22 protein-coding genes are annotated in these 23,708 nt (G+C 48.5%); all 22 read left to right on the top strand.

The window, feature by feature from the left end:
* The first annotated feature begins 34 nt into the window (after positions 1 to 34).
* The 22 genes from PBN151_RS10720 to dnaG all read left to right on the top strand — a co-directional run bounded on the left by PBN151_RS10720 (position 35) and on the right by dnaG (position 23,674).
* The gene (locus PBN151_RS10720) at positions 35 to 1,234 is read left to right on the top strand and encodes an exonuclease SbcCD subunit D (protein ID WP_072728903.1); all 1,200 of its coding nucleotides are present in this window, start codon (positions 35 to 37) and stop codon (positions 1,232 to 1,234) included.
* Positions 1,231 to 4,830 carry an AAA family ATPase gene (locus PBN151_RS10715; protein ID WP_072728902.1) on the top strand — a complete coding sequence of 1,200 codons (3,600 nt, stop codon included), beginning with the start codon at positions 1,231 to 1,233 and terminating at the stop codon, positions 4,828 to 4,830. Before PBN151_RS10720 ends, PBN151_RS10715 begins: the two co-directional genes overlap by 4 nt.
* A gap of 395 nt (positions 4,831 to 5,225) precedes the next feature.
* The gene (locus tag PBN151_RS10710; protein ID WP_021256808.1) at positions 5,226 to 5,567 is read left to right on the top strand and encodes a histidine triad nucleotide-binding protein; all 342 of its coding nucleotides are present in this window, start codon (positions 5,226 to 5,228) and stop codon (positions 5,565 to 5,567) included.
* 189 nt (positions 5,568 to 5,756) lie between these two features.
* Entirely contained in the window at positions 5,757 to 5,930 is a 174-nt protein-coding gene (gene rpsU, locus PBN151_RS10705; protein ID WP_005547957.1) for a 30S ribosomal protein S21, read from the top strand.
* Positions 5,931 to 5,945: 15 nt separating this feature from the next.
* Positions 5,946 to 6,389: a GatB/YqeY domain-containing protein gene (locus PBN151_RS10700; RefSeq protein WP_021256807.1), complete on the top strand. Its 444-nt coding sequence runs from the start codon at positions 5,946 to 5,948 to the stop codon at positions 6,387 to 6,389.
* Positions 6,390 to 6,622: 233 nt separating this feature from the next.
* Positions 6,623 to 7,990, top strand: a complete 1,368-nt coding sequence (locus PBN151_RS31875; protein ID WP_072728901.1) for an NfeD family protein — start codon at positions 6,623 to 6,625, stop codon at positions 7,988 to 7,990.
* Between the two features lie 76 nt (positions 7,991 to 8,066).
* Positions 8,067 to 9,074 carry a flotillin-like protein FloA gene (gene floA, locus PBN151_RS10690; protein ID WP_028531291.1) on the top strand — a complete coding sequence of 336 codons (1,008 nt, stop codon included), beginning with the start codon at positions 8,067 to 8,069 and terminating at the stop codon, positions 9,072 to 9,074.
* Between the two features lie 10 nt (positions 9,075 to 9,084).
* Complete coding sequence (locus tag PBN151_RS10685) at positions 9,085 to 9,630, top strand: hypothetical protein (RefSeq protein WP_072728900.1); 546 nt, start codon at positions 9,085 to 9,087, stop codon at positions 9,628 to 9,630.
* Between the two features lie 256 nt (positions 9,631 to 9,886).
* A complete protein-coding gene (gene yqfC / locus PBN151_RS10680; protein ID WP_021256803.1) occupies positions 9,887 to 10,180 on the top strand; it encodes a sporulation protein YqfC in 294 nt (97 codons plus the stop codon).
* Positions 10,177 to 11,409, top strand: a complete 1,233-nt coding sequence (gene yqfD / locus PBN151_RS10675; protein WP_072728899.1) for a sporulation protein YqfD — start codon at positions 10,177 to 10,179, stop codon at positions 11,407 to 11,409. The genes yqfC and yqfD overlap by 4 nt, the downstream gene beginning before the upstream one ends.
* 20 nt (positions 11,410 to 11,429) lie before the next feature.
* On the top strand, positions 11,430 to 12,398 hold the full coding sequence (locus tag PBN151_RS10670; protein WP_072728898.1) for a PhoH family protein: 969 nt from the start codon (positions 11,430 to 11,432) through the stop codon (positions 12,396 to 12,398).
* Positions 12,399 to 12,413: 15 nt separating this feature from the next.
* A complete protein-coding gene (locus PBN151_RS10665) occupies positions 12,414 to 14,684 on the top strand; it encodes an HD family phosphohydrolase (protein ID WP_072728897.1) in 2,271 nt (756 codons plus the stop codon).
* Between the two features lie 57 nt (positions 14,685 to 14,741).
* Positions 14,742 to 15,242 (top strand): rRNA maturation RNase YbeY, encoded by a 501-nt coding sequence (ybeY, locus tag PBN151_RS10660; protein WP_072728896.1) that lies wholly within the window; start codon positions 14,742 to 14,744, stop codon positions 15,240 to 15,242.
* Positions 15,242 to 15,628 carry a diacylglycerol kinase family protein gene (locus tag PBN151_RS10655; RefSeq protein WP_072728895.1) on the top strand — a complete coding sequence of 129 codons (387 nt, stop codon included), beginning with the start codon at positions 15,242 to 15,244 and terminating at the stop codon, positions 15,626 to 15,628. Before ybeY ends, PBN151_RS10655 begins: the two co-directional genes overlap by 1 nt.
* 84 nt (positions 15,629 to 15,712) lie before the next feature.
* Positions 15,713 to 16,633 (top strand): GTPase Era, encoded by a 921-nt coding sequence (gene era / locus PBN151_RS10650; RefSeq protein WP_370510413.1) that lies wholly within the window; start codon positions 15,713 to 15,715, stop codon positions 16,631 to 16,633.
* 234 nt (positions 16,634 to 16,867) lie between these two features.
* Entirely contained in the window at positions 16,868 to 17,008 is a 141-nt protein-coding gene (locus PBN151_RS10645; RefSeq protein WP_072728894.1) for a YqzL family protein, read from the top strand.
* 36 nt (positions 17,009 to 17,044) lie between these two features.
* Positions 17,045 to 17,809, top strand: coding sequence for a DNA repair protein RecO (gene recO / locus PBN151_RS10640; RefSeq protein ID WP_021256796.1), 765 nt, complete (start codon positions 17,045 to 17,047; stop codon positions 17,807 to 17,809).
* 76 nt (positions 17,810 to 17,885) lie between these two features.
* Complete coding sequence (locus tag PBN151_RS31870) at positions 17,886 to 18,044, top strand: hypothetical protein (protein ID WP_227774559.1); 159 nt, start codon at positions 17,886 to 17,888, stop codon at positions 18,042 to 18,044.
* A 66-nt stretch (positions 18,045 to 18,110) separates the two neighbouring features.
* On the top strand, positions 18,111 to 18,998 hold the full coding sequence (glyQ, locus tag PBN151_RS10635) for a glycine--tRNA ligase subunit alpha (RefSeq protein ID WP_021258134.1): 888 nt from the start codon (positions 18,111 to 18,113) through the stop codon (positions 18,996 to 18,998).
* Positions 18,991 to 21,060 carry a glycine--tRNA ligase subunit beta gene (glyS, locus tag PBN151_RS10630; protein WP_072728893.1) on the top strand — a complete coding sequence of 690 codons (2,070 nt, stop codon included), beginning with the start codon at positions 18,991 to 18,993 and terminating at the stop codon, positions 21,058 to 21,060. Before glyQ ends, glyS begins: the two co-directional genes overlap by 8 nt.
* Positions 21,061 to 21,308: 248 nt before the next feature.
* Positions 21,309 to 21,788, top strand: coding sequence for a YaiI/YqxD family protein (locus PBN151_RS10625; RefSeq protein WP_028531288.1), 480 nt, complete (start codon positions 21,309 to 21,311; stop codon positions 21,786 to 21,788).
* Between the two features lie 38 nt (positions 21,789 to 21,826).
* The gene (dnaG, locus tag PBN151_RS10620) at positions 21,827 to 23,674 is read left to right on the top strand and encodes a DNA primase (RefSeq protein ID WP_028531287.1); all 1,848 of its coding nucleotides are present in this window, start codon (positions 21,827 to 21,829) and stop codon (positions 23,672 to 23,674) included.
* Positions 23,675 to 23,708 lie beyond the last annotated feature (34 nt).

Raw genomic sequence — 23,708 nt, 5'->3', positions numbered from 1 at the left:
CTATAAGAATCGCAGGAAGAAAGGAGAGACAACCATGCGTATTTTGCATACAGCGGATTGGCACTTTGGGCGGACGCTGGAAGGCAGGAGCCGTCTAAACGAACAGGCTGCTTTCGTCGAAGAGTTCATACAGCTGGCGGATGATGAGCAGGCAGACCTGATCCTGATCGCAGGGGATGTATATGATTCGGTTAACCCACCGGCAGCGGCAGAGCAGCTGTTCTATGAGGCTGCTGCCAGATTGTCGCAGCAGGGCAAGCGCCCGGTCGTAATTATTTCCGGGAATCATGACCACCCAGATCGCTTATCGGCATCAGCGCCACTCGTGCATGAGCTTGGCGTGACGCTAATCGGGCAGCCTAGTCTGGAGCCAGTGACCATACATTGTGCGAGAACGGGGGAAGATGCAGTTATTGCAGGGCTGCCTTATCCATCTGAGGCGCGATTAGGAGAGCTGCTTACAGCCTCCAATGAAGAACATGAGCTGCGCAGTGCATACAGCGCGAAGGTAGGGAAGCTGCTGCTTCATCAGGCCATGCATTTTCGACCTTCTACCGTTAATTTGATTATGAGTCATTTGTACGTTCTTGGCGGACTGGAGAGTGATTCTGAGCGCCCAATTCAGGTGGGTGGAGCTTATACTGTTGATCCAAGCGTGTTCGCTTGTATGGGAGCTTCTGCTGCACCGCAGTATAGTGCACTTGGCCATTTACATCGGCCACAGGCAGTGAAGGGGCCGGGGGTTATCCGCTACAGTGGATCGCCGCTCGGCTACAGCTTCTCAGAGGCGGGTCAGGCGAAGTCGGTCACTCTGCTGGATTTGGCACCGGGTCAGGAGGCTGTTCCTCAGGAGCGATTCCTCTCTTCCGGCAAGCCACTCATGAAATGGAATGTTCGCGGTGGGTATGAAGAGACGCTTCGCTGGATTGAGGAGGGCAAGGATGCTGGTGCTTGGCTGGATGTCTGCATTCATCTTACAGAAGCACTGACGTTAGAGCAGATTCAGAAGCTGCGTCGAAATCATGAAGGTATCGTCAATATTCGTCCCATTTATCCAGAGATTGAACGAATTGCGGCTGAAGAAGGACGCCGTAGTGAACTACCGGTACATGAACTGTTCCGGAGGTTCTATGAGCGTCAGACTGGAGGAGCCAAGCCTGATGATGCATTAGTGGACTGCTTCTTGGAATTGATCGGAGAAGATGGGCTGGAGAAGGAAGGTGAAGGCGCATGAAGCCAATCGAGTTGAAGCTGGCAGGATTGCAAAGCTATCGAGAAGAGCAGTGCCTCGACTTCCGAACACTGTGCGAGACAGGTTTATTCGGTATATTTGGCCCGACAGGAAGCGGCAAGTCTACGATCTTGGATGCGATGACGCTCGCACTGTATGGGAAGGTAGAGCGAGCTACGAATGGCACGCAGGGCATATTGAATCAGGCGGAAAATCAATTGTCCGTAGCGTTTACATTTGAGTTGAACGGTGCTGGGGAGCGTAGAGCGTTCCGCGTAGAGCGCAGGTTCAAGCGGACGGGCGATATTACAGTAAGCAACTCGGTCAGTCGGTTTGTTGAGATTACGCCTGAAGGCGAGGTTGTCTTAGCTGACAAGCTGGCTGAGGTAACTCGCTGTGTTGAACAGCACATTGGATTGAAAATGGATGACTTCACAAGAGCAGTCGTTCTTCCTCAAGGCAAGTTCGCAGAGTTCTTGTCGCTTAAGGGCAGTGATAGACGTCAAATGCTTCAGCGTCTCTTCTCGCTTGAGAAGTACGGAGATGAGCTGTCTGCTCGTATATCTCGTCGTGCCAAGGATGCTGAAGCTGAACTGATGGCTTACTCGGCTGAACAGCAGGGATTGGGTGATGCCTCGCAGGAAGCGCTGGCGAGTGCAGAACAGGCATTGACAGAAGCGGCGGAACAGGCAGAACTGGCCAAGGCGTCCAAGCAGGCTGCTGAGCAGGAGTATCACGCTATGGCTGAGCAGCGTGAGCTTCAACAGGAGCATGCACGAATATCGAGAAGAATGTCTGAGCTGCAGAATGAGGCGCCGAAGCGCGCTGAAGAGGAAACGAAGCTGAATCGTGCGAGAGAGGCAGAGCGGATTGCACCTATTGCCTTGGAAGCGGAGCAGTTGATTGTAAAGCGGAACATGGCTGTGGCAGAGCATGCATCTCGTGAAGAACAAGCGGGTATCGCTGCATCGGATGCACAGAAGGCTGTGACTGCTGCCGAGGAGGCGAAGCACGTTCAAGAGCGTGAAGAGCCGGAATTGCTCCGTCGGAGTGAGCAGCTTCAAGAGGCAGTTCGCCTGCAGCAGGAATGCGAGCGTCTGCGCAAGGAGGAGGGCGAATGGAAGCTCCGCTTGGAGAGTGCCCATGCACGTTATGACTCTGCAGCGTCTGATATTGAACGATCAGAGCAGCTGCTTAAGAAGGCGGCGGCACGTCAAGAGGAGCTTCGAACGACGCTTGCGGCACATGTCAAGACTGCCGAGGAGCAGGAACACTTCCATCAGGCGATCTCTTACTATGATAAGATCACGTTCATGGAAGGACGCTCCAATGAGTTGAATAACCATCGAATGAAGCATGAAGCACAGACAGAAGCTGTCAATCGCAAGCTTAATGATAAGCTTGAAGAGCTGTTGTCCGCAGCTGGGACGATTCGGCATAAACTGGAAGAGGGGCTTCATTCAAGAACATGCTGGAGACGGCTTCGCGAGCAAGTGAGCCATCTCTTTGTACAGGTCGAATCGGCAATGGATGATGAGCGCCAGAAGCAGTGGAAGGAAACAGCGGAGCAAATGGCTGTCCAGTTAGCATTGTCATTGGTTAATAATGAGTCCTGTCCGGTATGCGGATCGAAGGAACATCCAGCCCCCGCCCATGTACATGCGAGTGCTAAGGTCAACTCCACAAATGGAGACGAGCGCTGGCGGCAATGGGAGCAACTGAAGAACATATCGAGCCGATTGCTTCTGGATGTGGACGCTGAAGCAGCTCGTAGTCGTGAACAGTTCTCGACCTGGATGCAGCGTCTGCAGGAAGTGTCCGAGCGAGCGTCGCAACTGATACGCGATCAGTTGTCAGCAGTGGCTGAAGAAGACCAACTGAGAGGCGAACATCCTTCGTGGAGAGACTCTTTGACCGAGCTTGCTGCCGCGCAATCGTTCGGTTTAGATAACAAGGACATGCTGTTGGAAGGTGAATCGCCGCTGCAAGCCGGCGAAGGAGCAGCATCTGAGCAAGCAGGATCACATACGTACAAAGATGTTGAAGAATTGGATTTGGCTGCAGTGGAGAATCAGTTGACAGCTCTACAGCAAGACGTGCAGTCATTCATCCAGAATGCTCGTACAATGGAAGGCCTTATGGAGCAACTGCTGAAGGATGCTGCAGGCAAGCAGTGGGAGCTGCAGCAATTGTCGTCTAGCTACCAATCTTCATATGTGGCGTTGCGTGACGCCAATCGTGCATGGAAGGAAGCAGAAGAGGCTCTGGCCAAGCAGCATGAGGAATGGAATCTTCGTTACAAAGCGTTCCAATGGGAATTTGCACAGATGCCGTCTTTGCAGCAGGAATGGACTGCAAGAGAAGCAGTCGTGAGCGATTGCCGGGAACGACTGGAGAAGAGTGCAGTTTATATAGAGGAAATGAAAGAACGAATTCTTCAATACACGAAAGAGCGTCAAGCTGCTGAGGTTGAGCGTGTCAATGCGCAAGCGGAGTGTAATGGTGTTGCCCGTCTACTAGGGGATTACGAGACTCGGTTGAAGCCATGGTTGCAGAAGCAATCCATAGAGGAGTTTGCAGCAGCTACATCAGCTCGTCTAGCGGAGCTTCGTGAACGAGTTAAGCGAACAGCGGACGAGGCTGAAAGGTTACGGGCTGCAAGCGAAGCTGCAGGCCGTCAGGCGGCTCTTGCTGCGCAAGTCTTGACGAGTCTTGCCGAGCAGGTAGAAGTGAGCGGTCAACGTCTTCAAGATCTGCTGTCGAAGTCTTCCTTTACAGAAATTTCAGATGTGCATGCCGCTCGGATGACAGAAGAACTCACCTCACAATTAGAGCAAACGCTGCTCGCTTATCACGATGCAGTTCGGGATGTTAGTTCGCAGCTGAATCGATTGCAAGAGCGAATAGGTTCTTCAGTGGTTACGGACGAGCAGTGGAACGCTTGCAGCGAGAAGAAAGTGGCGGCCGAAGCAGCGGCAGAGGAAGCCCTTGCTCGGAAAGCAAAGGCAGAGCGGGACGCGGAGCAGTTACGTAGCAAGCATGCACGCTGGACAGAACTTGAGGAAGCACGCTCGCGCACCGAAGAATATGCGGGCCGATTGCACCAGCTGCAGGCTGTATTCCGCGGTAACGCCTTCGTTGAATTTATTGCGGAAGAACAGCTTATGCAGGTTAGCCGCGCTGCGTCAGAACGATTGAAGGTATTAACGAAGCAGCGCTATGCGCTGGAAGTGGATTCTGGCGGGGGCTTCGTCATCCGCGATGATGGCAATGGAGGTATCCGCAGACCAGTATCTACACTATCGGGAGGAGAGACCTTCTTGACTTCGCTTGCACTGGCTCTTGCACTGTCCTCTCAGATTCAATTACGAGGCAAGTACCCTCTCGAGTTCTTCTTCCTTGATGAAGGATTCGGGACACTCGATCCTGAGCTTCTTGATACGGTTGTTACCGCACTGGAGAAGCTGCATTCGGATCGCTTGTCAGTTGGGGTAATCAGCCATGTTCCGGAGCTGCGTGCTCGCTTGGCGAGAAAGCTGGCTGTCATACCGGCAGAACAAGCAGGAGAAGGGTCACGAATCGTAATGGAAACGAATTAGATAGTTGTGAACTAGCTCACAGTAACAGTTTCAACAGGCTGTTATAATACAGACAGCCGACATCAATAATTTTCCTATTTGCACCTCGGTGATCGTATTGTGTCTGCAAACAGTCGTGATCAATGAACCAGAGTCGCGATGCTTGCAGCAACAGTACGCTCACAGCGCTGACGCGCTGCCCGCAATTGCGGGGTACGAGGTGCTCTTTTTTTTGTCCTTTTTTTAATAAATTCCAACCTCATAGTACGGTATGTGCGCATACAAACGCTATTGCTTTTTATAGATCACTTGGACAGGTTTCTTTTTTTTGCTATGATAAGGGTACGCCAAATTAAGAGACATACAGCCTGAATTCAGGCTCAGAGCGAATACATATGAGGGAGGAATGAAAAGAGATGGATTGTATTTTTTGTAAAATTGTCGAAGGCTCCATTCCTTCGAAAAAAGTGTATGAGGATGATACGGTAGTAGCCTTTCACGATATTACTCCCCAAGCTCCAGTACATATTCTCGTGATTCCGAAGAAACATATTGCAACAATGAACGATGCTGAAGGCGAGGATTTCGCCCTAATTGGAGACATTCATCGCGCTGCTCAGCAAATTGCACGTGAGCTAGGCATTGCAGAATCGGGTTACCGCTTGATTAACAACTGCGGCAAGGATAGTGGACAAGTGGTATTCCATATCCATTATCATTTGCTTGGCGGCGAACAGCTGGGAGCATTGGTTGGATAAATCGCGTATTATAGCCATATAGTGGTAGATAAACATGTGGGAAAATGCCGCTGTGCAAACATTTCCAACCATGAAATGTCGTTATAATCTGTTCACATGGTTGACACCTAGTTTTACAATCACATATAATGTAATTTGATGAACCGTGTTTTTGTTCTTGGACGGTCTGTTCGGAGGGAGGGATAACTGGTGTCTGAAACGAAAGTTCGCAAAAACGAGACAATCGATGCTGCACTTCGTCGCTTTAAGCGCTCCATCGCGAAGGATGGCGTATTGGCTGAAGTTAAAAAGCGCAAGCACTATGAGAAGCCAAGCGTTAAGCGCAAGAAGAAGTCCGAGGCTGCCCGCAAGAGAAAGTTTTAGGAGGATTACGCACCAATGGATCTTAGCCAAAGATTGAACGAAGATATGAAGCAAGCGATGAAAAGTCAAGACAAGTTCAAACTCTCCACCATCCGAATGGTTCGTTCGGCGATCAAGAATGTTGAGATAGATGAAAGAAGAACTTTGAATGACGATGAAGTGCTTGAAATTCTAGGTCGTGAGATCAAACAGCGGAAAGATGCCCTCCACGAGTTCGAAAAAGCAGGTCGAGGCGATTTGGCAGATGGGGTTCGGGCGGAAATTGATATCTTGACGCCTTATCTTCCTGCTCAGCTTTCCGAAGAAGAGATAAAAGTGATTGTACAAGAGACCATCCAAGAGACCGGTGCTTCTTCGAAAGCCGACATGGGGAAAGTTATGGGTGCCCTCATGCCAAAGGTGAAGGGGCGCGCAGACGGCAAGTTAGTCAATTCTGTCGTGCAACAATGTCTGCAATAAACGATCTCTTTGCGTCTATTGACGAAACGATAAAAAACACTCCTTATTCATAAGGAGTGTTTTTTTCTATATATCTAAAGATGAAACGCAAGGCATGATCAGGACGTATTATTATATGTGTTCAAAAGGGCTGTTTTCACAATGTGAGTCATGCCACAATTGTCAGCAAGCTTTTTGAATAGCACGTATCGCATTTGTCTACAACAGAATAAGAAAGGGGGTAGTCATTCACCATGCGGTATTTTCGAGGGAAACCACTAGGATTAGCCACCTTAGTTTTGACAGCGATCATGCTCCTGTTCTCCTGCATCCCATTTGTAAGCGCTCAAGTGAAAGCGGAAGGCAGTTCGGCACACAATGTGATTGTCCTTCCACTGAAGGGAACGGTGAATCCAGTTATGGAATCCTTCCTGTTCCGTGCAATTGATGAGGCAGAACAGCTAAGTCCTGAAGCAATTATTATCGAGATGGACACACCGGGTGGACAATTGGAATCTGCGGGCAATATCAGCCAGAGAATTATCTCCAGCCCTGTGCGTACGATTATGTTCGTAGAGGGCAATGCAGCATCGGCAGGCAGTTATCTTGCACTGAGCGCCAATGAGATCGCAATGACTCCAGGCAGTGCAATCGGATCGGCAGCATTGGTTGATGGAGCTCATAATTACGTGAATGATCCGAAGCTGGTCGCCATGTGGGTTAGCAAAATGAAAGCCGTTGCACAAAAAAATGGCAGAGATCCGCTCGTTGCACAAGCAATGGCTGATTTGCAAGGCGCTTACGAAATTAAGGAGCTGGGACGGACAATACCATCGGGTGAGGTGTTGTCATTGAGCTCGGAGGATGCGCGCAAAGCTGGCTATGCGGAATATGTAGCTTCCAATACGGCAGATCTGTTGAAACAGTTGAAGCTGGATCAAGCAAATCTTGTTCAGATTGAGCCTTCTACCTCAGAACAAATTGCAGCCTTTGTTGTTCATCCAGGGATTGCGACATTGCTCCTGTTCCTAGGAATCGCAGGTGTTGCAATTGAACTGTTTGTACCAGGCTTCGGTGTCCCAGGAATACTGGGGATTGCTGGATTTTGTTTGTATTTCTTCGGTCACTACATTGCAGGACTAGCGGGGGTGGAGACCATCGTACTATTTATCATCGGGCTAATACTGCTAGCACTGGAGTTGTTCATCCCAAGCTTCGGCATATTGGGTATACTAGGATCGTTAAGCTTGATTACGGGTGTCGTGCGAGCTGCTAATGATACTGCAGATGCGCTGATGTCGCTTGGCATTGCCTTTGCAGCTGCTCTGGTTGTGGTTATCATTGTCGTTCGTGTGTTCAAGCACCGCGGCATTTGGAATAAGTTCATTCTCCGCGATTCCTTGACGACAGATGAAGGTTACGTGTCGAATATAAATCATACAGAGCTGCTCGGGAAGACAGGGCGTGCATTAACAACATTGCGTCCATCAGGAACGGCTTTGATTGGAGATATCAAATATGATGTCGTCACAGATGGCGGTTTTATAAGCCGTGACGAAGAGATTGAGGTTGTTGAGGTGGAGGGCGTACGAATTGTCGTACGATCGTTGACCAAAGATTGACCCCTTTATGTATTTTTGACTATAGGTTCTAACTCTTGCTTCACACATATAACAAAATATTGGAGGATGATTGAATATGGATCCATCTACGGTAACTGCGCTATTAATAGGGGTTGTTATTGTTATTGCACTAAGTGTATTCTTTAGCTTCTTCCCAGTAATGCTCTGGATCTCGGCTATTGCATCCGGGGTGAAGATCGGGATTATCTCACTCGTCGCTATGCGTCTGCGCCGTGTAACGCCAAGCCGTATCGTCAACCCAATGATTAAAGCTACTAAGGCCGGTCTTGGACTGAATATTAACCAATTGGAGAGTCACTACTTGGCTGGCGGTAATGTTGACCGTGTTGTTAATGCGTTAATCGCTGCACAACGTGCGAATATTCATCTTGAATTCGAACGCGCAGCAGCAATCGATCTTGCAGGACGCGATGTATTGCAGGCGGTGCAAATGAGTGTTAACCCGCGTGTTATTGAAACGCCTATCGTTGCCGCTATGGCGAAGGACGGTATTGAAGTAAAGGTTCGTGCGCGCGTTACCGTACGTGCGAACATCGAGCGCCTAGTCGGTGGTGCTGGGGAAGAGACGATTATCGCGCGTGTTGGCGAAGGTATCGTTACAACTGTAGGTTCCAGCGCATCCCATAAAGACGTTCTGGAGAATCCAGATCTTATCTCCCGTACTGTACTCGGCAAAGGTTTGGATGCAGGAACGGCCTTTGAAATCTTGTCTATTGATATTGCAGACGTCGATGTAGGTAAGAACATCGGTGCACATTTGCAAACTGAGCAAGCTGAGGCGGATAAGCGCATTGCGCAAGCAAAAGCAGAAGAACGCCGTGCAATGGCAGTCGCACATGAGCAAGAGATGAAGGCACGCGTCGTTGAAATGCGTGCACTTGTTGTTGAGTCGGAATCTCAAGTGCCCCTTGCTATGGCTGAAGCGCTTCGCGGCGGCAAATTGGGTGTTATGGATTATATGAATTTGAAAAACATTGAAGCTGATACGCAAATGCGCGGTACAATCGGCAAGGTATCCGACAACAATCCCAACAATAATCACGACAACAAATCAGAAAGCTAGGCGATGAGCCATGGTGATCATTGAGAAGATTATTCATTTCGTCACAAGCAATCCGTTAATAGCGATTATTATTTTGGGAGCTCTTTTTTCTTCACTGGGCGGCTCGAAGAAAAAGGACAAAACCAACCGGATGCCTGATTTTAGTGGAGGGGCTGCAAAAAGCAGCGATGACAAGAGGTATGAGGATGCAGGCGAGGAGGAATATGAGGAGGTAGAACGCAAGCCAGAACGTCAGCCTGTGTTTACGACCAGCGCTGAACGTCCAGCGCCAGCAGGGATGGCTTCAAGTCCGGATAACTCGTATGATTTCATTGACTCGGATGAGGCGCGTCTGACGGAGCTAGAGCAGCGTCTGGCTGCAATCGACCGAATGGCGATCTCGTCCGGATCAGCTTCCAGATTCTCTAAGCGCCATACTTCATCAGCTGCTTCACCCGAACAGGGGCAGGGTTCTTCAAGCCGTGCAGTTACACCTGATGAAGTGATGCAGGGAGTCATTTGGGCGGAGGTACTCGGCCCACCGCGTGCCAAGCGTCCCTATCAGCATCGCCGCTGAATCTATAAGTATTAATACAAGTCCTTGCTGTTCCGTTCAGGAACAGCTGTAGGTGAAGATAGAAGTTCCACATACAGGCTTAGTACAATACGTGCTAAGCCTGCATAGTGGGGCTTTTTTTTATTTCTGCAGTTCCACAGACAATCATTAACATGGAATATTCCTCGAGGATCTCGCGTGAAGGGTCGCTGCAATCGTTATAATCGCGTCATTCTGCGCATAAATTGTAACGAATAGGAAGGGGGCCCGTCGCAAAATGAGTCGCTTTGGCCGCAAATTAAGCAACTGGACAGCGAATTGGCTGGATCTGCCGCAGGATACATTATCGGATACGCCCCGGTTAGCCATGATTGGAAATCGGCATCTTATCGTTGAGAACCACCGCGGGATTGTGCATTTTTCGAACGAGCTGGTTCGGTTGGCGCTAACCAATGGAGAACTAGAGATATCCGGATCAGAGCTTGTTATTCGGGCGATATGGACGGAAGAGATACGTATTGAAGGAATCATACGCAATATCACATACAATGGAACGGGGGAAATGAAGTGAAGGCACCTACGTTGGCCAATGCTCGCGGCTATGTTCGGGTTCGCATTCGAGGAGGGAATGCGGAGTCTTTTATTAATGCTGTCGTCTCTAAACAAATCCAAGTGTGGGATGTGCAGCGGACTTCGTTCCAAGACTTCCAGTGCTATGTACTGCTGTCTGATTATTTTAACCTGAGGCCCATTTTGAAGCAGACAGGCTGTCGGGTTCATGTGGAGCAGCGGATAGGATGGCCTTTTGCGTTGAGACGAGTCCTCCGCCGCAAGTTCTTCTTGATTGGTTTCGCTATGTTTATGCTTGGATTGTACATGCTCTCCTCGCTGGTATGGTCCATTGATGTGAAGGGCAATGATCGCATACCAACAGAGCAGGTGCTTGCGGCTGCGAAGGAGCAGGGGATATATCCTTTTCAGTGGACATTCCGTCTGCGTGACCCTGATCTAATTGCGAAGGCGATGCACACGAAGCTGAAAGAGGCATCATGGGTGGGAGTCAATTGGGAAGGGACCAGGGTATCAATTCAAGTGATTGAAGCAACGAAGCCCGACTCATTGAAATTGGTTAATCCAAGACATATTGTTGCTTCAGAGGATGCAATCGTAACTGATATTATCGCGGAAAATGGACGAGCTGTCGTTGCCCGCAATGCCCGCGTCAAAAAAGGCGCTGTACTTATTTCCGGGGCCGTTGGAACTGAAACTGAACCGAAGGATGTGGCGGCCAGGGGAGAAGCAAGAGGGCTCGTCTGGCACCAATATGAGATTTCCTCGCCGCTCGTAATGAAGCATAAAGTATACACAGGGGAAGAGAAAGAAAGAAAATATATCGTGACAGGCAACCGGAGGCTTATGGTCTCTGGATTCGGAGATATTCCTTATGCTCATTATGAGCAGCTGCAGGAGGACAACACGCTGAAATGGAGGCAGTTGTCGCTGCCTATTGGCTGGACGAATGAGAAAATTAAGGAAGTTCAGTTCGCATCTGAGGAACGAACGGAGACGCAAGCTGCAGAGGCAGGACTGAAGCAAGCTAGGGCGGATGTGCTCGGCAAGAACGGACCTAATGCCCGCATTCATTCGGAAAAAATTTTGCATCAGAAGACGGACAATGGTAAAGTGGTCATGAAGGTGCTTTTTGAAGTGGAGCAATCAATAGCGGAAGAACTTCCGCTTGTTCGCCAGTTTGAACAGAAATCACAACCGGAATCAGAACCACATGAACAAGGACACTGAATACAAGGAGACTGAGGTTTTTGTCGCAACAACAGACTGTTAAAATTTCACTACAAAATGCTGCTGAAGGACTAGCCCTGTTCGGGCCGCAAGATAAGCATCTGCGCTTGATTCAAAGCCGTACAGTTGCACTAGTGACATCGCGCGAGGCGGAGGTTGTCATTACGGGGGAAGCGGAAGAAACTGAAAAATTGGAGCAGTTATTCCTCGTTCTGCTCGAGCTGATTCGCAACAATATTATCCTGTCTGAACGGGATATCATGTATGCAGTCGATTTAGCGCAGGAATGGAAGGTTGATGAGCTGCTTGATTTATTCAGGGGCGAAATCGCACATACATACCGCGGCAAACCGATCCGCGTTAAGACAATAGGTCAGCGGCATTATGTATCAACGATTAAGAAGAGAGACATCGTATTCGGTGTAGGGCCTGCAGGTACAGGGAAAACGTATCTTGCCGTTGTACTTGCCGTCGTTGCGTTGAAAGAAGGAGCCGTCAAGCGAATCGTTTTGACTCGGCCTGCAGTAGAAGCCGGAGAGAACCTTGGTTTCTTGCCTGGAGATTTGCAAGAGAAGGTAGATCCGTATTTGCGCCCTCTCTATGATGCGCTGTATGACGTGATGGGCACGGAACAGGTTGCTAAGGCTCTTGAGCGTGGATTGATTGAGATTGCGCCTCTCGCCTATATGCGGGGACGGACGCTGGATGATGCGTTCATCATATTGGATGAGGCACAGAACACGACGCCTGAGCAAATGAAGATGTTCCTGACACGACTTGGTTTCGGATCGAAGATGGTCATTACCGGGGATATTACCCAAATTGATTTGCCTCGCGGTAAGAGATCTGGTCTCGTGGAAGCAGGGCGAATCTTGAACGGGATTGAGGAGATCGGATTCGTGCATTTTGCCGAGCAGGATGTCGTTCGTCATTCCTTAGTGCAGAAAATTATTACAGCTTACCAGAAGGAAAGCGAAAACCAAGGATAGAGAGGACTGTTCTCTATGCTACAGACAAATCGTTCCGGCAACGGAAATAGCAAACGTCAAGTGAATATGACGGGATGGAAGTATAGCGTAGGCGTACGTTTTCTTCTGTTTTTCTTATTAACATTATTATTTTATTTCAGTTTGGCGCCGAGCATTCTGCCAGAGAAGCTGGATATTGAAGTCAATGCGAAGAGTGAGAAGGATATTATCGCACCGATTCAAATCCCAGATAAGAAGGCAACGCTTAAAGCTCAAGAGCAGGCTGCTGAGCGCGTACAGCCCATTTATGAGATTATCTCGCTCAAAAATGAGCGCTTAATCGATTCTCTGTTCGAGCGTATCGACCAGTTAAATGACGATGAGCTCATATCGTACGCACAGAAGATCAGCTTATATCGCACCGTCATCCCTGATGAGGTCAATAAGTATCTTAGGGAGTTTCTGACGACAAGCCGCAATAAGGATACATATTCGAGTACACTGCTTGACGAAGTAAAGAAACGCATTGACGAGCAGAAGTACGATATCCCTGAAGAAACGTATCTGAAAATTGCACGCTTGACTAAAGAAGACGTCGCACAAATGAAGCCTGTTGCTCGGGAACTAGTGTCTAAGCTGATGGCTGACGCGGTTCCAGATGCCTCTGTGCCGCGTGCCAAGGTACCGGAATACGTCAATGCAAGCTCGCTGGATAAGCGCTCTGCTCGCGAGGTGGTGCAGGAGCTCGTTCGCCTCTGCATTACGCCGAACAAGTTCTACAATGATGACGCAACGAAGGATGCAAAGGTTCAGGCGCGGGAGAACACGCAGCCAATCTTCATTAAGCAGGGCGATATCTTTATTAAAAAAGGGCAGGTTATCTCTCAAGAGACTTATGATTTGCTGAAAGAGAACGATCTTTTGAAATCAGAAGTTAACTACTGGCCGCAATTTGGCTTGTTGCTTCTGTCGGTGATGTTCTCGCTCGTCTTGTTTATGTTTATGCGTCAATCAAGCCATACTCATTTCAAGTTCAACAACGTGCAGTTGCTGATGCTTGTGTTGATTTTCATAATCAATATTATTGCGATTCATATAATCGGCTACGCGCAGACGAAGGAAATCCCTTATATTGGGTATGTTGCACCAACTGCGATGGGGGTTATGCTGATTACCCTGCTCATCGATCTGCCGCTAGCGTATATATGTGCAGTCGTTCTGAGTATCCTTGCGGGGATGATCTTGAACACCAACCAAGGCACGTTGTTTGATTTCCATTTTGGATTTTTTGCGCTCGTGACCAGTTACGCAGCGATATTCGCCATTCATCGTGCAAGCCAACGCTCCACGATCTTGAAGGCAGGCATTATGGTATGTATCTTCGGCAGTGTAACAGCTCTGACGCTGTCCATGCTATATGGAGAGCCAATGAATCAGAGTCATACGATGCTGTCGGCTGCATTTGCTTTTGCCAGCGGACTGCTCACATCAGTCCTTGTACTCGGACTGATGCCGTTTTTTGAAGTTACATTTGGCATTTTGTCTGCACTTAAGCTGGTTGAATTGTCCAATCCGAACCATCCATTACTGCGCAAACTTCTGACAGAAACACCGGGAACCTATCATCATAGCGTGATGGTAGGGAACCTGTCTGAACAGGCTGCGGAATCGATTGGTGCGAATGGACTGCTGTGTCGAGTAGGTGCCTACTATCATGATATCGGCAAAACGAAGCGTCCAAGTTACTTTATTGAGAATCAGACGAATATGGACAACCCGCATGATCAAATCGATCCGAAGCTGAGTACGTCCATTATCGTTGCTCATGCCAGAGACGGCGCTGAGATGCTGAAGGATTACAAGCTGCCGAAGCCGATACGAGATATTGCTGAACAGCATCATGGTACAACCTTCTTGAAGTATTTCTACTTCAAAGCGAAGAAGCAGGCGGAAGAACAGGGTATTGAGCCTGACTTTACTGAGGATGATTTCCGTTATCCTGGGCCTAAAGCTCAATCGAAGGAAGCGGCTATTGTAGGGATAGCGGATTGTGTGGAAGCTGCAGTGCGTTCACTTCGTCATCCGACGGTCGAGCAAATTGAATCGATGATTCATAAAATTGTGAAGGATCGGATGGACGACAATCAGTTCAACGAATGTGATCTGACACTGCGCGAGCTGGATATTGTTGCTCAGTCACTGAAGGAGACTGTAATGGGAATCTTCCACTCCCGTATTGAGTATCCGGATGACTCGAAGTTGAAGAATAAGGACGCGGGTGCTGCAGCGGAAGCTCCGAAGTCGTAGCCTGCGATTGATTCGGTTGAACGTACATCTTAAAACTGCAAGTAAGGAGCAACGAACATGTCGAGTATGAAGCTGGAATGGAATGACGATCAAGACATTTACCCGATAGATCCTTCCCTAATTGATCTGCTGGAGCGTATCCTACAGGAAGCTGCGGCGATGGAGGGCATTCAAGAGGGAGAGGTCGCGTTAACGTTCGTTGATAATGAGCAAATTCATGAGTTAAATCGTGAATATCGAGGAATTGATCGTCCGACAGATGTATTGTCCTTTGCCTTGAACGAATCTGTTGAAGAGGAATTGGACATTCTATACGAAATTGAGGATGAGCAAGAATTGGATGAGATGAATGATCTGCTTGGCGATATCATCATCTCAACAGAACGCGCCAAGGAGCAGGCGGATGAATATGGCCACTCCTTGGAGCGTGAAATTGGATTCTTGTTTGTTCACGGCTTCCTGCACTTGCTCGGATATGATCATCAGGATGAGCCAAGTGAACAAATTATGATGGACAAGCAGGAAGCAGTGCTAGAGAAGGTAGGTTTGCGCCGCTAATGAAGCGTCCGTGGAGCGATACCTTTCGTGTTGCCTTCGCAGGAATAGCCTACGCAATACGAACGCAGCGCAATATGAGGGTACATGCAGCAATGAGTGTGTTGGCACTTCTATTAGGGGCTGTACTGCAAATATCGACTTCGGACTGGCTGTGGCTAGGACTCGCCATTACCATCGTAATCTCAGCTGAACTATTGAATACCGCAGTAGAATCTGTCGTCGATCTCGTGATGCCGAAACCGCATCCATTGGCGAAGGTAGCCAAAGATACCGCCGCAGGAGCCGTGCTCGTGACGGCGGTATTCGCCGTTATAGTTGGCGTTGCTATCTTTTTCGAACCGGGAATGAAGCTGCTTGGTGCGATTCTGCGCGTTATGCACGGATGAAGACATTCATACACGGCGCTATTGTCGTTATTGAACGGCAGAGCGCCGTGTATGCACATACAGAGAAGTTTTGGAGGGGAATTCATGTTTCATAATCAAGATCAAATGAATCGTAATACGTATAAATCGGGCTTCGTCGCGATTGTAGGTCGCCCAAATGTCGGCAAATCTACACTGATGAACCATGTGATCGGCCAGAAAATCGCCATTATGTCAGATAAGCCGCAAACGACACGCAACAAAATTCATGGCGTGTACACAACGGATCACTCGCAAATTGTATTTTTGGACACTCCTGGTATCCACAAGAGAAAGTCGAAGCTCGGCGATTATATGAACAATGTGGCACTGAACACCTTGAATGAGGTAGAGGCTGTCCTCTTCCTTGTCGATGTATCTGCTGGGCTTGGCGGCGGAGATAAATATGTGATTGAACAATTGAAAAAAGTCCGTACTCCTGTCATACTCGTCATGAACAAAATCGATCAGGTTCATCCAGAGGCTCTACCGCCGATGATTACAGAGTACAATGAGCTGCACGACTTCGCAGCGATTGTGCCGATCTCGGCGATAAATGGAAGTAACGTCAACCGGCTGCTGGATGTGCTCGGAGGCTATTTGCCAGAAGGCCCGCAGTACTATCCAGATGATCAAATTACGGATCATCCGGAGCAATTCGTCGTTGCAGAATTGATTCGCGAGAAAATATTGCACCTGACGCGAGAAGAAATTCCTCATTCTATTGCGGTAACGATCGAGGATATGCGTGTGCAGGAGAATGGCGTTGTATATATCTCGGCAGTTATTTTCGTGGAACGGGATTCACAAAAAGGAATTGTTATCGGCAAGCAGGGTGCCTTGCTGAAAGAAATTGGAAAGTTGGCGAGACAGGATATCGAAAACTTGCTCGGTTCCAAGACATTCATGGAGCTATGGGTGAAAGTCAAAAAAGATTGGCGAAATCAGGATCGAGTCTTGCGCGATCTTGGTTTTAGACACGAGTAAATCAAGCGAGGAACAGGCTGGTCTAAACCATACACTCCAATTTTTGCAATGGATATTCCCTTCTAAGCAGCACAACCTAAATGATGACGCATAGTCTTACTGGTCTGTATCCGAAGATATTGCCTCGAACGTTCGCTTCAGGTACAGCAACTATAACTGCCACTATTGTTGCTTGCGGGCATCATAGGAGCATGTCATTGATTAAGGTTCTCTTAACGAAAGGGGATTGTAGCAATGCGTGATTTTTCATGGAATGTATTTGCGAAGACGGGGGATGTCGACGCTTACTTGCTATATAAGCAGGCAGGAATGACTGAAGAGCTTGAGGAGCACCCAACAGAGATTGCGCCAATCGTGGAGCAATCTACAGATTAATTATGATTATGCAGCGTCAATCATGGGAGGACGAGAGTGTTATATCGGGTTGAAGGAATTGTCATCCGCAGCATGGACTATGGGGAAGGCAATAAGATCATCACACTTTGTACGAAATCTCACGGCAAAGTCGGTGTTCTTGTTCGTGGCGCGAAAAAGGTTCGCAGCCGACATGCTGCGGCGACTCAGTTGTTCACTTATGGGGAGTACGTGTTCTTTCGTGGAATGGGGCATATTGGTACTCTTAATTCTTGTGAGATAGTAGAGGCGAATCATCAGCTTCGTGAGCAGCTCCATCTGGCAGCCTATGCGTCCTATGCGGCTGAATTAGTGGATAAGGCACTGCATGATGAAGAAGCTGGGGGGCCAATGTTTGATCAATTCCATGCCTACTTGCAAGCTATTGCCCAAGGCAAGGATGTACAGGTGACAACCCATCTCTTCGAGATGAAATTGTGGCAGCGAACTGGCGTAGCTCCTCAACTGCATGCATGCGTCGCTTGCGGTACAGAGGAGAGGCTTGCTGCTTTTAGTTGGCGGTTAGGTGGTGCACTGTGTGCAAGCTGTAAGCCGAGGGAACATGCGAATTACGTCGCCAATCTGCAAATGCTTGCATTGCTTCAAAAATTCGAGATGACAGACTTGCATCGTCTGGGCAATATTACATTGAAGCCTGCAACTAAGCTGCAGCTTCGGGCTTGCATGCGTGGTTACATGGATACGCATGTTGGGGTACGTCTGAAATCATTGCAGTTCCTTGAGCAGATGGAGAAATATGATCTGGCGCAGCTTGACGAGTAATATCCATTTCGCTATAATAAATCAATAAATTGAGGTATACCTTGTGTTGAAGAAGAAAGTAGTTCGCAGCGTTTGAATGCAGCGATTCAGGGGCAGTGGAAGCCTGAACGAACGAACGAATGAAATGGCACTTTGGAGCAAGGCTCATGTGAAAGTGGATCGGACTTTATTTCGATCAAGTAGGGTGGAACCGCGGGAATATAACTCTCGTCCCTACGTCTGGCATCAGGCGTAGAGGCGGGAGTTTTTTGCATTCTCCCATACGTCAATGCCGTCAATATGAGGCAAAGGAGTCCTGACTGTGAATTTTCAACAAATGATCTTGACGCTGCAGCAATTTTGGGCTGAGCAGAATTGCATCATCGTACAGCCGTATGATGTAGAGAAGGGTGCAGGGACGATGAACCCGATGACCTTCCTTCGTTCCATCGGGCCAGAACCATGGAATGTAGCTTATGTAGAGCCATCTCGTCGTCCAGCTGACGGCCGTTACGGGGAGAACCCGAACCGATTGTACCAGCATCACCAGTTCCAAGTTATTTTGAAGCCATCTCCAGACAATATTCAAGAATTGTATCTGGAGAGTTTGAACCGCCTGGGGATCGATCCGACAATCCACGATATTCGTTTTGTAGAGGATAACTGGGAATCGCCAACCTTGGGTGCATGGGGTCTAGGTTGGGAAGTATGGCTTGATGGTATGGAAATTACGCAGTTTACTTATTTCCAACAGGTGGGCGGTATCGATGCACATCCAGTGGCTGTAGAGATTACGTACGGCTTGGAGCGCCTTGCGTCCTATATTCAAGACAAAGAAAATGTGTTCGACTTGGAGTGGGTAGAAGGCGTAGCTTATGGCGACGTATTCCACCAGCCTGAATTCGAGCATTCGAAATATACATTCGAAGTAAGCGATACGGAGATGTTGTTTACGCTGTTCAATATGTATGAGAAAGAAGCAAATCGTGCGATGGATGCTCATTTGGTATTCCCAGCATATGATTATGTGCTGAAATGCTCCCATACATTCAACCTGCTTGACGCACGCGGCGCGATTAGCGTAACGGAGCGTACAGGGTACATTACACGCGTGCGCAATCTTGCGCGCCATGTGGCTGCGACTTACTATGAAGAACGTGAGAAGCTTGGCTTCCCACTCTTGAAGAAAGGAGAGGAACAAGATGCCTAGACATTTATTGCTCGAGCTTGGCTTAGAGGAAGTGCCTGCACGTTTCATTCGCAGTGCGATGGAACAACTGAAGGAGCGTACGGAACGCTGGATGACAGAATCGCGGATTGCATACGGAACGGTATCTGCGTATGCAACACCAAGACGTCTCGCAGTGCTCATTCAGGACGTTGCAGATAAGCAGACAGACGTTCATGAGGAAGTGAAGGGGCCAGCCAAGAAGATTGCTCACGATGCGAGCGGTGAGTGGTCGAAGGCAGCCCTTGGATTTGCACGCAGTCAAGGCGTAGATCCGTCGGAATTCTTCTTCAAAGAGTTGAACGGAGTCGAGTATATCTACGCGAATAAGAGCAGCCTTGGGACGAATACGGCGGATGTTCTTGTTGAGGGATTGACTTCAATTATTCATGCAATGACTTTCCCGAAAAACATGCGTTGGGGTGCGAAGGATATGCGCTTCGTTCGTCCGATTCGCTGGATTGTTGCTCTGCATGGCGAGGATATTATCCCACTTGAAATTGCAGGCGTAAAAGCGGGCCGCACGACTCGTGGTCATCGTTTCCTTGGTGATGAGGCGGTTATTGATGCGCCGCTTCAATACGTGGAGCGCCTTCGTGAACAGTCCGTCATCGTTGATGTGGCAGAACGCGAAGCAAATATTAAGAACCAAATTCAAGAGCTTGCAAAGAGCAAGGATTGGCACATTGCGATTAAGGAAGATTTGCTGGAAGAAGTACTGTTCTTGGTTGAAACCCCTACCGTATTGTTCGGTGGATTCGATGAAGCGTTCTTGAACATTCCTCAAGAAGTGTTGATTACTTCGATGCGTGAGCATCAGCGTTACTTCCCTGTATTGAATGCAGAGGGCCAGCTCCTTCCTTACTTCGTAACCGTGCGCAACGGTGACTCCAAGGGATTGGAGATGGTTGCAAAAGGGAACGAGAAGGTGCTGCGCGCACGCCTGTCTGACGCGAAGTTCTTCTATGAAGAAGATCAGAAGCTTAAAATTATCGATTGCGTGCACAAGCTAGATTCAATCGTGTTCCACGAGGAGCTAGGCTCTATCGGGGATAAGGTGCGCCGCATTCATGCAATTGCGGATGCATTGGCGCTGGCGGTTCAGACGGATCGTGAGACAGCGCTGTGGGTAAGTCGTGCAGCGGATATTTGCAAGTTCGACCTTGTTACGCAAATGGTCTATGAATTCCCTGAATTGCAGGGGGTTATGGGTGAGGATTACGCTCGCAAGGCAGGGGAACCAGAGGCGGTAGCCCAAGCAATCAACGAGCATTACAAGCCTAGATTCGCTGGCGACCCAGCACCAGCTTCACTTGTCGGTTCGATAATCAGTATGGCTGATAAGATGGATACGTTGACTGGCTGCTTCGGGATCGGCATAATCCCGACAGGGTCGCAGGATCCATATGGCTTGCGGAGACAGGCGACAGGTATTGTGCAAATTCTACTGGAACGCAATCTTCCACTTACTTTGCATACGATCTTCAACATTACGCTTGATGTATATGAACAAGCAGGATTGTTGAAACGTGAACGTGAGGAAGTTCGTAAAGAATTGTATGAATTCTTCGGCTTGCGGGTGAAGAATGTATTGTCTGATTCCGTTCGATACGATGTTGTTGATGCGGTAATGGCTGCTGGCTATGACGATGTGAAGCTCACAGTAGCTCGTGGAGAAGCACTTATGCGTGCTGTACAGGCAGATGAGTTCAAGCTGACGGTTGAATCGTTCAACCGTGTGGGCAATTTGGCTGCTAAAGCAGACAGCAAGGAGATACGTTCTGAGCTGTTCGAGCAGGATGCAGAACGCAATCTTCATGAGAGCTGGCTGCGAGTGCATGAAGCTTATGAAGCAGCTTATAGCAATCCATCAGAGGCACTGAGCGTATTGTCCCAGCTGAAGGATGAAGTCCATTCGTTCTTCGAACAAGTGATGGTTATGGCTGAGGATCAAGCGGTGCGGGTGAACCGCTTGGCTTTGCTTGCGAATATTGCAAATGACATTCAGCGCTTCGCAGATTTCTCCAAGCTTGTCTGGGCGTAATAAGCAACAATGAGATTTATCGTCTATGGACAGTAGGGTAGTTGTTGTAAATGGATGGAACATGAAGAAGGGATTCTTCGGATTCTCTTCGACATGTTCCATCCTTATTTTCATCGATTCGACAAAAACTGAGTTGATGTAGAGGAAATCCGGATTTCGAAGCAGGAATTTTAAACGATACAGCGTATATAATATAAACGGTGAAACGATTAATGAAAGTTCCGACGCTTTACGAAAATGGTGAGAACATGTCTTCTAAACTTCGAATCGTAGTAGACGCCGATGCTTGTCCTGTGAAAAATGAAATTGTTGCCGCAGCCATTGAAATGGGTGCAGGAGTTATTTTTGTAGCTTCTTATGCTGCATTTGCTCCAGACTGGCAGCTTATGAATCTTGATATTCATACTGTTTTTGTGGATCAAGCGTTTCAAGCGGCGGATATTTATATTGCCAACACAGCGCGGTCAGGGGACGTAGTGGTTACGGGCGACTACGGGTTGGCCGCGCTCTGTTTGCCAAGAGGTGCATCCGTACTTACGCCGAGAGGCAGCGAGCTGACCGGCGATAATGTAGATGAGTACCTGACAAGGCGGCATATCTCAAGCAAAGCGAGAAGAGCAGGTTTACGAACGAAAGGTCCGCGAGCGATGAGTGAAGAGGATCGCGAAATTTTCCAACATAAACTGACAAAACTTTTGCTTCGTGAGCAGGAGAAAATGCGCCCATAGCGAATTAGTAATACGTGTTCAGATGAAGGTGATTGACGATGAACGGATATGGACTTATTCCTGACGAAGTTCGCGATGAAGTATTGAAGCGCAACGATATCGTCGATATTGTTGGACAATACGTCCACTTATCGAAGAACGGTAAATATTTGAAGGGGCTCTGCCCTTTTCATTCAGAGAAGACACCATCGTTCACGGTCACGCCGGAGAAGCAAATTTTCCATTGCTACGGCTGCGGGAAGAGCGGGACAGCCATTCAATTTGTGATGGGCCTTGAAGGATATTCCTATCCTGAAGCGATTACCCATCTAGCTGAGTTGGCGGGCATTCCTATAACATGGGGAAGCGGTGACTCGTATGCTGAACGCAATCCGCGGAATGAAGCGAAAGATCGGCTGATTGAAGCACATGAACTGACTGCGAAGATGTATCATTACATATTAATGAATACGACGGAAGGTCAGGAAGCGCTTCGCTATTTGCGTGAACGCGGCATTAATGACAAGCTCATCGAACAGTTTCAGATTGGATACGCACCGCCGAATTGGGATATGATCGTGAAGTTTCTAACGAAACGGCAGTTCGACCTAGCTCTGGTAGAGAAGGGCGGTATCGTATCGGCTAGAACGAATGGTGAAGGGTATGTCGATCGTTTCCGTAACCGGGTCATGTTCCCGATATGGGATCGCCGGGGACGCATTGTTGGATTTGCAGGTAGGGTACTGGACGGAAGTCAGCCCAAATACTTGAACTCACCCGAGACTATGCTATTCAACAAATCGAAGCTGCTGTACAATGTGCATCAAGCAAGACCGCACATTAAGCGCAGCGGAGAAATTGTTCTGTTTGAAGGATTTGCAGACGTTATTCAAGCGTGGGAAGCCCAAGTGATGAATGGCGTTGCAACAATGGGAACTGCGTTAACCTCTGAGCATGTCCAGTTGCTGAAGCAGCTCGGGGATAGTGTTACATTATGTTATGACGGCGATGATGCTGGACAAGCAGCCGCCATGAAATCGATTGACCTATTAGAGGGAAGCGGCCTTCATGTTGCTGTCGCCATGCTTCCTGATCGGATGGATCCTGATGAATTTATTAAGGCACACGGAGCTGAACGGTTCAGGCATGCGATCATCGCGTCAGCTGTTACGCCAACCAAATTCAAGCTTATATCTTTACGTCGAAATCATATACTGCTAGAAGATGATGGCAAACGGCGCTTCAAAGATGCGGCGTTGCGTGTTGTGGCGCAGGTTGAATCTCCTGTCGAACGGGAGATGCATTTGAAGGAGCTCGCTTCACTGCTTGAATTATCAGGGGATTCTGCGATTGCTTCTTTGAAGCAAGAATGCGCGAATATCCGTCAAAAACTGCAAAAAAACAACCAAAACGGGGATAATCAAGACAATTGGTGGAATAATGTTAGGAATGATAAACAAGTTATCTCCCCGCCCGTGTTGCGTCCAGCATACGTCTATGCAGAACGCAGTCTGCTGGCGCTAATGTTCCAAGATATCGAAGTGTCCAACTATGTGGAGCGGAATCTTGGTGAGCAATTCAATGTAGATGATCATGCGGCACTTGCCGCTTATCTATATGCTTATTACGCGCAAGGCAAGGAGCCTGATTTCAGTTGTTATTTGGCGACATTGCAAGATGACCGATTAGAGAAAACGGCTGCATCCATATCGATGGCTGAAGTGCCATTGCGAAATGACACCGCCTTATTAGACGATTACATCGGTCAGATCTTGAAAGTGCCTAGGCATCGTGAAATTGAGCGTAAAAAGGAAGAAATGGTGCAGGCGGAGCGTTCTGGAGACATCTTGCGTGCCGCGCAAATTGCACAAGATATTATAGCCCTAGAGCAACAACTGAAGCGGTAGGAAGCAGAAGTTTCTAGGGAGGAGGGAGTCGGAA

Source organism: Paenibacillus sp. NAIST15-1, assembly GCF_001894745.1.
Taxonomy (GTDB): Bacteria; Bacillota; Bacilli; order Paenibacillales; family Paenibacillaceae; genus Paenibacillus_B; species Paenibacillus_B suaedae.
This window is presented reverse-complemented; position numbering and strand designations above follow the sequence as displayed.

Bases quoted from the DNA above. Each gene is read 5' to 3' on its own strand.
- floA (WP_028531291.1), top strand. From the start codon at position 8,067: ATGGATCCATCTACGGTAACTGCGCTATTAATAGGGGTTGTTATTGTT.
- PBN151_RS31870 (WP_227774559.1), top strand. From the start codon at position 17,886: ATGCAGCGATTCAGGGGCAGTGGAAGCCTGAACGAACGAACGAATGAA.
- PBN151_RS10645 (WP_072728894.1), top strand. From the start codon at position 16,868: ATGCGTGATTTTTCATGGAATGTATTTGCGAAGACGGGGGATGTCGAC.
- ybeY (WP_072728896.1), top strand. From the start codon at position 14,742: ATGTCGAGTATGAAGCTGGAATGGAATGACGATCAAGACATTTACCCG.
- PBN151_RS10665 (WP_072728897.1), top strand. From the start codon at position 12,414: ATGCTACAGACAAATCGTTCCGGCAACGGAAATAGCAAACGTCAAGTG.
- PBN151_RS10720 (WP_072728903.1), top strand. From the start codon at position 35: ATGCGTATTTTGCATACAGCGGATTGGCACTTTGGGCGGACGCTGGAA.
- glyS (WP_072728893.1), top strand. From the start codon at position 18,991: ATGCCTAGACATTTATTGCTCGAGCTTGGCTTAGAGGAAGTGCCTGCA.
- PBN151_RS10685 (WP_072728900.1), top strand. From the start codon at position 9,085: ATGGTGATCATTGAGAAGATTATTCATTTCGTCACAAGCAATCCGTTA.
- PBN151_RS10700 (WP_021256807.1), top strand. From the start codon at position 5,946: ATGGATCTTAGCCAAAGATTGAACGAAGATATGAAGCAAGCGATGAAA.
- PBN151_RS10625 (WP_028531288.1), top strand. From the start codon at position 21,309: ATGTCTTCTAAACTTCGAATCGTAGTAGACGCCGATGCTTGTCCTGTG.
- PBN151_RS10710 (WP_021256808.1), top strand. From the start codon at position 5,226: ATGGATTGTATTTTTTGTAAAATTGTCGAAGGCTCCATTCCTTCGAAA.
- PBN151_RS10655 (WP_072728895.1), top strand. From the start codon at position 15,242: ATGAAGCGTCCGTGGAGCGATACCTTTCGTGTTGCCTTCGCAGGAATA.
- PBN151_RS10715 (WP_072728902.1), top strand. From the start codon at position 1,231: ATGAAGCCAATCGAGTTGAAGCTGGCAGGATTGCAAAGCTATCGAGAA.
- yqfC (WP_021256803.1), top strand. From the start codon at position 9,887: ATGAGTCGCTTTGGCCGCAAATTAAGCAACTGGACAGCGAATTGGCTG.
- era (WP_370510413.1), top strand. From the start codon at position 15,713: ATGTTTCATAATCAAGATCAAATGAATCGTAATACGTATAAATCGGGC.
- dnaG (WP_028531287.1), top strand. From the start codon at position 21,827: ATGAACGGATATGGACTTATTCCTGACGAAGTTCGCGATGAAGTATTG.
- PBN151_RS31875 (WP_072728901.1), top strand. From the start codon at position 6,623: ATGCGGTATTTTCGAGGGAAACCACTAGGATTAGCCACCTTAGTTTTG.